Here is a 7426-nt window from a genome sequence, read left to right as displayed (position 1 = left end):
TCTCCCGTGAGCAGCACACCGCCCAGCTGATGCGTGAGGCGTTCGACGGTGGCGGCCGTCCCGATCTGGTTCTGCACCACTTCGTCGAACAGATCGGCCTGCAGGAATCCGAAAGCCTGCTCGCCGCACTGCAACAGCTGGCCAAGCGAACGGACCACCGATGAGCGTCGCGATCTGTCTTGTCCTCTACAGCCTGACGGTGCTGCTGCTCGGTCCGCCGGTGTTGCAGTCGTTGACCGAGCGCGGGTTCGTGCCGCGGCTGGGAGTGGCAGCATGGCTGACCGCGATCGGTGGTGTGCTGGTCGCGTGGCTGGTGGCGCTGGTGCTGAGCATCGCGCAGGCGATCCGCTTATGGCCTCATCGCCGTGCGGTTGTCACGTCCTGCATGACCCAACTGCACGACGTCGTCGGTGGTGCGGGGCTCGTGCCGCAGGTCGTGTTGGCCGCGCTGGCGATCTCGGTGAGTGTTGCCGCGACGGTGGCCGCTATGCAGTTGGTCGACACGGTGGCGCGAATGCGGGCCCGCGCGCACGCACACGCCGACGCGGCGCGGCTTGTCGGTCACCGCACCAGCACCCAGGACGTTGTGGTGATCGAGGCTGCCAAACGCGCTGCCTACGCTGTGTCGGCCCAACCCCCGACAATCGTCGTGACCAGCGCTGCGGTGGCCGCACTCGACGAGCGCCAGTTGGCCGCGGTGCTCGCCCACGAGCGAGCCCATCTCCATGGACGGCACTGGATCGTGATCAGCACCCTTCGTGGTCTAGCCGCCGCCTTTCCCAGGTTGACGCTCATGACCCAAGGTGCACAACATGTTTCACTGTTGCTGGAAATGTGTGCCGACGACGTTGCGGCACGCCGTCACGGGCCTCAGGCGTTGCTGGCAGGTCTGATCACCCTGTGCCGCACAGCCCCCGCCGAGGGGCTGGCAGCCGCCGATGTAGAAGTGTTGGCACGGGCGGAACGCCTCGCATCACCACCGGCGTACCACGACCAATCGCGAACGCGTGCCGGGCTGGCCGCCGTGATCGCCGCCGTGGCGGCTGGGCCCTTCGTCGTCACGGTGCTGGGCGAGTTCGGTGCGTTGCTGTGTGGGTTCTGACCGTTGTACGAAACACGGTTGGAAGCGATGTAGTTCAGTTGCTCTGGCGCAGTAGCGCCTGGCGGCGAAGGTACTCCTCATCGTCGATATCTCCGCGTGCATAGCGTTCGGCGAGCAGGTTTTCTGCGGTCGTCGACCGGGTTTTTGGTGCCGATCCGGGGCGAGATGACAGCAGATAACGCACGAGCAGCACGATGGCGGTGATGACTAGCGCCCAAAACGCCACCATCATTGCCGATCCCAAGAGCCAGCCACCCCAGTCGCCCCAGCCGCTCCAGCCCGCGTGACCGCCGTTGTGCCACATCATCATTGCTGCAACTCTTTCTCCTTCTCTTCCTTTCGATATCGCCAAGTTGTGTAAGTGATCGGATTGGCCACAGATAGCTACGGCTGGGTGCCTGCTAACCCGCAGCAGGCCATCATTCCCCACACCGCTTGTGAGCCGAGTCGACCGACCAGCACGACAGACCATGTCGAGATCACAGCGAACACCAGGGTGCTGACGCCCGCGACGACTCCGGCCGCCCGACGGATCAGCATCGAAAACTCAGCGACCTCGTCGGCAAAAAGCGGGGTATGCAACGCCCACCAGCAAACCATCGAAATGTTCAGCAACGAAAACCACAGTACGAGCTGTCCACCCAAATCGCCGTGACGGCGGATGAGCGCGCTGTTCATCATCATCATCATCATCGAGCTGTGCTGTTGGAGCCACCTGCCGGCCATGGCGGCCAGCACGGTCACCACCATGGTCCCTGAAGTCACGAACAACGAGGCGCCCGCGATGCGACGACGCGCAGCAGGCCATAGCACCATGAACACGGCGAGCAAAGCAGTCAACGGCACAAAGACCACGACCGCGTGGACGAGGAAGGGATGCGCCGGAAGACCCTCGACAGTGTCAAGCACTGATGATCGCTCCTTCCGGATCCCGGGTCGGCACTTTCCGCCAAATCCTTTGTCGGACAGCCGGTCAGCGTGTCGGCATGTTCGGCATCTGGCCCGGTTTCATCGGCATGTCCGGCATGTTCGGCATGTTCGGCATCTGGCCCGGCTTCAGCGGCATGTCCGGCATGTCTTTCATCATGGTTTTCATCATGTTTTCCATCATGTTGTGCATACCGCCGCTACACATCATGCCCGACATTGGATTTTGCATGTCCGGACCCGTTGCGCCGCTCGGAGTTTTCGCCGGGCCCGAGGTGAGCGTCAACACTCCCGATGAGCCGGCCCATGTCCCGGCAAAGAACGCCGCCAACGTGATAGCCAAACCAGCCAACACAGCCGCCGCGAACTTCTTGCGCTTCCCGGGCCTGGCGCCGACGTTGCTGAGGTCTCCCATGTCATGTCCTTTCACTCGGTGACAGATGAGGACCGATCTACTATCTTTGTACGTAGATGATAGGCATCGCTGCCAGCGCCAGCAAGATTTCGGCCAACGTGCTCCGACCACGCAAGGATACTTGATTATTCCATCGATCTATGGAATATAGTACGGACCGTGATTGGCGAACACGTGAAGCGCAACTCCGTTCCGCACCACGCTGACGACCGCCTCGTCAGCAGTGCCAATGACCACCCTCGGTTGGGGTTGCGCGCCAACCTGGCGCAGTTCAGTCTGCTAGTCGCGGTCAATGCCCTGGTCGGAGGCACCCTGGGACAGGAACGCACCGTGCTGCCCTTGCTGGCTCAACGCACCTTCCATCTGGTGGGCTACACGTTCGTGCTGACCTATGTGCTGGCCTTCGGCATCACCAAGGCCGCCACCAATTACCTGGCCGGTCACTGGGCTGACCGATTGGGCCGCAAACCGCTTCAGGTCGCGGGCTGGCTGATCGCGCTGCCGGTACCGCTGGTGTTGATCTGGGCGCCCACCTGGGGCTGGGTGGTCGCCGCCAACGTGCTGCTGGGAATCAACCAGGGCCTGACCTGGTCCACCACCGTGATCATGAACATCGACCTGGCCGGCCCGGCGCGACGCGGCCGGGCGATGGGTCTCAACGAGGCCGCCGGCTACAGCGGGCTCGCCCTGACCGCCATGGCCACCGGCTACCTGGCTGACCGCTACGGGCTGCGGCCCGCCCCGTTCCTGCTGGGTGCCGCCTACATCATTGTGGGACTAGGTCTTTCGGTCGCGGTCGTGCGCGAGACCCGCGAGCACGCCCGTCTGGACGCCGCCCGGCATCGGCCCCGGGCCGACGGCCGCCACGATCACCTGCATGCCGAACTGACCAACCTGCAGATCTTCACCTACACCAGCCTGCGCGAACCCGCCATGTCAGCAGCCAGCCAAGCCGGGATGGTCAACAACCTCAAAGACGGCCTGGCCTGGGGCCTGTTTCCCATCCTGTTCGCCACTGTCGGACTATCGGTGTCGGGTATCGGTGTGCTGGCCGCCTTGTATCCCGCGGTGTGGGGGCTCGGGCAACTGTTCACCGGCGAGCTGTCGGATCGCTGGGGGCGCAAACGGCTCATCACTGCGGGGATGCTCGCCCAAGCCGGCGCACTGGCCCTCACTGCACTGGCTGACACCTTCGCGGCATGGGCGCTGGCGGCAGCGCTGTTGGGCGCCGGCACCGCGTTGGTGTATCCCAGCCTGCTGGCCGTCGTCGGTGACGTGGCCCACCCGGCATGGCGAGGCCGGGCGGTCGGCGTGTACCGGTTGTGGCGCGACAGCGGATTCGCCGTCGGTGCGATCGTGTCCGGTGTCGTTGCCGACCTGTGGGGCCTGCGTGCCACGGTCTGGGTGGTGGCCGCGATTACCGCCGCCTCCGGGCTGATCGTCGCCGCCCGGATGTATGAAACCCACACCGCCCCAAGCCAAGCCGCCGCCGAGAAGACGCCATGACAGCACGGCTCGACCTCTACGACCAACTCGCCCGGATCGGCAAGGTGGTCATGCACCCCAAGCGGATCGAGCTGCTGGAGCTGCTCTGCCAGGGCGAGCGCACCGTTGAGGCATTGGCCCAAGCCGCCGGCCTCAAATTCACCACCGCGTCGACGCACCTGCAGCTGATGCGCCAGGGTCGCCTCGTGGTGACCCGCCGCGAGGGCGTGCGCGTCTACTACCGTGCGGCGGGGGAAGAAGTCTGCCGGTTCGTGGCTGCGCTCGGTGATCTGGCCCGCGCCCGGCTTGCCGAGGTCGACCAAATCCTCCGCGACATCGGCGCGGATGAGCGCGCGACCGAAAGAGTCACCCGCCCTGAGCTGCTCCGGCGTGTGCGCGCGGGTGAGGTCGTCGTGATAGACGTGCGGCCCATCGAAGAGTATGAGGCCGGCCATATTCCAGGCGCACTCTCGGCGCCCCTCGAACACCTGGAAGCACGCCTGAAAGGAATCGACTCGACCGTCGAGATCGTCGCCTACTGCCGGGGACCACTCTGCCTGCTCGCTCCTCAAGCCGTGGCGACGCTGCGCGGTCGCGGCCGTCAAGCCCACTGCCTGGAAGACGGGATGCCCGAATGGCGGCAGGCCGGGCTGCCGGTTGCCGTCGGCGCTGAGACCCCACGAGAGCCGGCACAACGAGGATCAGGCGGCCGAAAAATCGAAACGACGCGCGCAACGAGCGCGCGGGCCAAGACCAAGAACCGGAGTGAGAAGTGAAATTCCTCGTCATTCTCAACGATCCACCTTACGGAACCGAGCGGTGCTACAACGGGCTTCGCCTGGCCGGCTCGCTGGCCAAGCAAGAGGGGGTTGAGGTAAGGGTTTTCCTGTTCGGCGACGCGGTCGGCTGCGCCATGGCTAACCAAAAAATCCCCGACGGCTACTACCATCTGGACCGCATGCTGCAGGGCGTGATCCGCCACGGTGGTGAGGTCGGATGCTGCGGAACCTGTTTGGAGGCAAGGGCACTGTGCGAAGACGGTCTTGTCCAGGGGGCACGGCGGTCCACAATGGACGAGGTCACCGAATGGACGCTGTGGGCCGACAAGGTGCTGAACTTCTGATACCACAGCCAGCCACAGCCAACCGGAGGATGCGATGGCACGCTTTCTAGCGATGAGTTACGGCTCGCTGAGCTATATGATGTTCCTGGCATCTTTTCTGTATGCGATCGGCTTCGTAGGCAATATCGCGGTCCCCCGCAGCGTCGATGTCGGCATAGCCGGTCCGATAAGCCAAGCGGTCGCAGTCAACGCGCTGCTGCTGGGGCTGTTCGCCCTCCAGCACAGCGTGATGGCGCGGCCGGCATTCAAGCGATGGTGGACGCGATTCGTGCCGCACAGCGTCGAACGCAGCACCTACGTGTTGCTCACCAGCCTGGTCCTGTTTCTGCTGTATGGGCAATGGCGAACAATGCCAGCGGTTGTGTGGAACCTGACACCACCGGCGGCCCGCATCGGATTACACGCGCTGTTCTGGCTGGGCTGGGCAATTGTGCTGGCAGGCACGTTCATGATCAACCATTTCGACCTGCTCGGGCTACGGCAGGTGTATCTGGCCTGGCGTCATCAGCCCTACACCGACGTCGAGTTTCGCAGCCCGCTGTTGTACCGGCTGGTGCGGCACCCGCTCATGCTGGGCTTCATCGTCGCGTTCTGGGCTACCCCGACGATGACGGCTGGGCATCTGCTCTTCGCCGCAGCGACCACCGGTTACATCTTGATCGCGCTGCAATTCGAAGAACACGACTTGCAGGCGGCGCTGGGCGACCAGTACCGCGACTACCAGTCGCGTGTGCCCATGCTCCTGCCTCGGCTGCACAGATCCTCGTACCCGCGGCGGCGCCACGACAAAATGGCGAACTGATGTCGTCGAACACCTGGTGACATACCTCCGGGCAGCGAGTTGCCGGCCGAGATTTCAGCCGGTACCGAGAGCCTGCAGCGTAGCGCTTGCCGCGTCCTCGCCGGAGCGGATAGCGCCGTCGATGTAGCCGCTCCAGATTTTCGCCGTCTCGGTGCCCGCCCAGTGGATGCGCCCGACCGGGGCTCGCAGCGCCGGGCCGAACGCCGTCCAGGTGCCGGGTGGCATCAGAGCGGTGTAGCAGCCGCGGCTGAACGGCTCTGCCGACCAGTCTTTGTCCAGGTAGCGGTCGGGCCGCGCGGCGCGCAGGCCGAAAAGCCGAGTGAAGGTGCCGACGACGGCGTCACGGCGCTGATCGACAGACACCGAGGACAACCGTCGTGCGTGGCGACCTTCCAGGAAGCCGAGCAGCACACCGGGTGAACCGCTCGGTGGGCTGTTGTCGAAGACGGCACACGCCGGGCCGTCGATGCTGATCGCCTGGCCGTTCAGGCCGTCGCGTCGCCAGAACGGCTCGTCGTAGACAGCCATGCATTTGATCACCGACCCCATCGGCATGCGCTGAGTGAGCTGGTCGCGGGCGGCCGGCAGCACCGGCGAGTAGTCGATGCGGCCAGCAAGCGTGGGCGGCAGCGCGACGATGACCCGGTGGGCGCGCAGGGTGGTGCCGCCGTCGGCGGCCACGGTGACGCCGTCGTCGTCCTGCGCGATGCGCCGCACCGGGCGTCCGAGCAGCACCCGTTCGCCGAGCCCGGCGGCCAGCCCGCTGGCGAGCAGTTGGGTGCCGCCCACGACACGGTCTTGCTGGGCGCCGCCGCGGGTGCCGATCAGGTTGTCGAGTCGACCGCCGGAATGGATATAGAACAGCACATGCAGCAGGGACACATCGTGCGGCTCGCACGCGAAGACGGCGGCGATGGCCACCCGCAGAAACTCGCGCGACTCCCGCAGGCGAACGTGACGCGAAAGCCAGCTGGCAAACGTCATCGCGTCATGATGCTCTGCGCGTGGCGCGGCCCAGGGTGCCTCCAGCGGAACGCGGCGGGCCATCCGGTCCAGGCGCGCCTGGGCCCGACCTACTTCGGCCAAGACCAGCGGGTTGACCCTGGGAATATTGCCGCGGTAGTGGCGCAGTCTGCCGCCCCGGCGTTCCAGGAGATTGTCGCCGGCGGTGTGGGTGGCAAACAACGTCAGCCCCAGCCGTTGCGCGAGGGCACGAGCGCGATCCTGGGTGGGGCCGAGCCACTGGCCGCCCACCTCCACCACCTGGTCCGGGTCCGACGCGTCCAGAGCCTCGTTGAGCACACGGCCGCCGACCCGGTCGCGGGCTTCGACCAGCAACACCGATTTGCCTTGGCCGACAAGCTGATCCGCTGCCGACAGGCCTGCCATTCCGGCACCGACGACGATGACGTCCGCGTCCCTGGCCACTGTGCCCCTGCGCCCGCCCTCTCCGTGTCGGCTGCCCGGCCCCGGCTCGTTTAGCGCAGTTTGATCAGCAACGCCATGCCGATAATCGACACCAGCCAGATGCCGACCACGAACAGGGTCAGCCGGTCCAGGTTCTTCTCCACC

At 65.4% G+C, this 7426-nt stretch carries 9 protein-coding genes and 2 pseudogenes; 6 read left to right on the top strand and 5 right to left on the bottom strand.

Features of this window, described 5'->3' with window-relative positions:
• Both AC2VOP_RS17275 and AC2VOP_RS17270 read left to right on the top strand, forming a co-directional pair.
• Positions 1-164, top strand: a pseudogene (locus tag AC2VOP_RS17275) (BlaI/MecI/CopY family transcriptional regulator); the annotation flags it as partial.
• Entirely contained in the window at positions 161-1102 is a 942-nt protein-coding gene (locus tag AC2VOP_RS17270; RefSeq protein WP_486962099.1) for a M56 family metallopeptidase, read from the top strand. The pseudogene AC2VOP_RS17275 and the gene AC2VOP_RS17270, both read left to right, overlap by 4 nt.
• A 34-nt stretch (positions 1103-1136) precedes the next feature.
• Here the strand turns inward: AC2VOP_RS17270 and AC2VOP_RS17265 are convergent, their stop codons facing one another.
• From AC2VOP_RS17265 to AC2VOP_RS17255, 3 genes are all read right to left on the bottom strand, one after another.
• Positions 1137-1412, bottom strand: coding sequence for an SHOCT domain-containing protein (locus AC2VOP_RS17265; RefSeq protein ID WP_486962098.1), 276 nt, complete (start codon positions 1410-1412; stop codon positions 1137-1139).
• Positions 1413-1486: 74 nt separating this feature from the next.
• Complete coding sequence (locus AC2VOP_RS17260) at positions 1487-1846, bottom strand: hypothetical protein (RefSeq protein WP_486962097.1); 360 nt, start codon at positions 1844-1846, stop codon at positions 1487-1489.
• Between the two features lie 229 nt (positions 1847-2075).
• On the bottom strand, positions 2076-2444 hold the full coding sequence (locus AC2VOP_RS17255; protein WP_486962096.1) for a hypothetical protein: 369 nt from the start codon (positions 2442-2444) through the stop codon (positions 2076-2078).
• 243 nt (positions 2445-2687) lie between these two features.
• Here AC2VOP_RS17255 and AC2VOP_RS17250 point away from each other — a divergent pair, with 243 nt between their 5' ends.
• From AC2VOP_RS17250 to mddA, 4 genes are read left to right on the top strand one after another with little or no spacing between them, the layout of a single operon-like run.
• Entirely contained in the window at positions 2688-3950 is a 1263-nt protein-coding gene (locus AC2VOP_RS17250; RefSeq protein ID WP_486962100.1) for an MFS transporter, read from the top strand.
• Positions 3947-4705 carry an ArsR/SmtB family transcription factor gene (locus tag AC2VOP_RS17245; RefSeq protein WP_486962095.1) on the top strand — a complete coding sequence of 253 codons (759 nt, stop codon included), beginning with the start codon at positions 3947-3949 and terminating at the stop codon, positions 4703-4705. The genes AC2VOP_RS17250 and AC2VOP_RS17245 overlap by 4 nt, the downstream gene beginning before the upstream one ends.
• Positions 4702-5052, top strand: a complete 351-nt coding sequence (locus AC2VOP_RS17240) for a DsrE/DsrF/TusD sulfur relay family protein (RefSeq protein WP_486962094.1) — start codon at positions 4702-4704, stop codon at positions 5050-5052. Before AC2VOP_RS17245 ends, AC2VOP_RS17240 begins: the two co-directional genes overlap by 4 nt.
• Positions 5053-5086: 34 nt before the next feature.
• On the top strand, positions 5087-5854 hold the full coding sequence (gene mddA / locus AC2VOP_RS17235; RefSeq protein ID WP_486962093.1) for a methanethiol S-methyltransferase: 768 nt from the start codon (positions 5087-5089) through the stop codon (positions 5852-5854).
• A 54-nt stretch (positions 5855-5908) separates the two neighbouring features.
• Here mddA and AC2VOP_RS17230 read toward each other — a convergent pair whose 3' ends face one another.
• Together AC2VOP_RS17230 and AC2VOP_RS17225 are read right to left on the bottom strand one after the other, a co-directional pair.
• Entirely contained in the window at positions 5909-7282 is a 1374-nt protein-coding gene (locus tag AC2VOP_RS17230; RefSeq protein WP_486962092.1) for a flavin monoamine oxidase family protein, read from the bottom strand.
• Between the two features lie 50 nt (positions 7283-7332).
• Positions 7333-7426: pseudogene (locus tag AC2VOP_RS17225) on the bottom strand (preprotein translocase subunit SecG); the annotation flags it as partial.

The sequence above is a fragment of the Mycobacterium sp. TH-M106 genome, assembly GCF_057473765.1.
Note: the sequence above shows the minus strand (reverse complement) of the source record. Positions and strands in the feature narration are given on the sequence as shown.